Source organism: Roseateles sp. P5_B10 (assembly GCF_056400485.1).
Map to the genome: position 1 here is coordinate 1 of NZ_JBFULE010001054.1, position 1546 is coordinate 1546.

Here is a 1546-nt window from a genome sequence, read left to right on the forward strand (position 1 = left end):
GGCATGCGCGCCTTGCAAGCGGCGGTCAGTGCAGCGAGGTCCAGCTCGGACGCGCCTTCCGGCGGTGTTGCGATGACCTGGATGGCCTGGCCGAGGGTGTCGTGATAGACGCCAAAGGCCACGCATTCACCCACCAGGCCAGTGGCGTACAGGACCTCCTCGACCTCGGTCGGGCTGACGCGATAGCCCGAAGTCTTCATCATCTCGTCACGGCGGCCGACGAAGTACAGGAAGCCTTCGGCGTCGCGCTTGACTGTGTCGCCGGAGAACACCGCGAACTCCGGCAACTGCAGGCCGCCTTCGCGCCCGCCCACGCCGACCGGGAGCGGCTTGTAGCGCTCGGCCGTCTTCTCGGCGTCGTTCCAGTAACCCAGGCCGACGAGCGCACCGCGGTGCACCAGCTCGCCCGGCTCGTCTGGCGCGCATTCGCTGCCATCCTCGCGCAGCACCAGGATCTCGGCGTTGGGGATGGCCTTGCCGATGGAGTCCGGCCGGCGGTCCACCTCGCCCGGCGGCAGATAGGTCGAGCGGAAGGCCTCGGTCAGGCCGTACATCAGGAAGGGTTGGGCCGACGGCGCCTTGGCGCGCAGCAGGTCCAGCGTCGCCCGCGGCATGCGGCCGCCGGTGTTGGCGAAATAGCGCAGGTTGGCGTCGATGGCGGCCGGCCATTCGAGCTGGGTCAGCTGGATGTAGAGCGGCGGCACGGCGGTCAGGCCCGTGACCTTCTCGCGCTCCATGGCCTTGAGCACGTCCTTGGGCAGCAGATAGTTCAGCAGCACGACGCGGGCGCCGCTGTGGAAGGCCGTGGTCAGTTGGCTGAAACCGGCGTCGAAGGACAGCGGCAGCGCGGCCAGCAGGGTGTCACTGGCGCGATTTTCCAGGTAGCTCGCCACGCTCTTGCCGCCCGCCACCATGTTGCGGTGGGACAGCACGACGCCCTTGGGCCGCCCGGTGGAGCCCGAGGTGTAGAGGATGGCCGTCATGTCGGTGTCGATGACGCGATGGCCGGCATGCGCTGGGCTTTGCAGCAGCGCAGCCCAGTCATGCACCGGCACCGGGGCCGAGCCCGCACCGCTGGTCAGCACGACATGGCGTAGCGACGGGCATTGCGTCAGCACGTCGCCCAACTGGGCCAGGCGCTCGGGCGATGTGACGAGCACCCGTACATCACAGTCCTGCAGGATGAAACCGACCTGATCGGGCTTGAGCAAAGGGTTCAGCGGTACGAAAACGCCACCGGCAGCGGGCGCGCCAAAGCTGGCGACGACGGTCTCGAAGCGCTTTTCCAGGTAGATGGCGACCCGTTCGCCACGGGCCAGGCCCAGTTGCATCAGGCCGCTGGCAAAGCCGCGCACGGCGGCATCCAGCTCGCCATAGCTCAGCGTCAGCGCACCATAGGTCAGGGCCGGGGCGTCGGGCGTGCGCTCGGCGGCAACGGCCACCAACTCGTGCAACAGGGTCGATTCGGGCATGAAAAAAGTATCTCACGCGACCCTTGAGCCAAGGGGTGAGCGCCCCGGGAGCAAGGGGGGGAGGACGGCTAAAC

General features: G+C 68.0%; 1 protein-coding gene. It reads right to left on the minus strand.

Features of this window, described 5'->3' with window-relative positions:
- A partial coding sequence (locus tag AC1DU6_RS30720; RefSeq protein ID WP_477861877.1) for an acyl-CoA ligase (AMP-forming), exosortase A system-associated occupies positions 1–1472 on the minus strand: 1472 nt, incomplete at its 3' end.
- Positions 1473–1546: the final 74 nt, after the last annotated feature.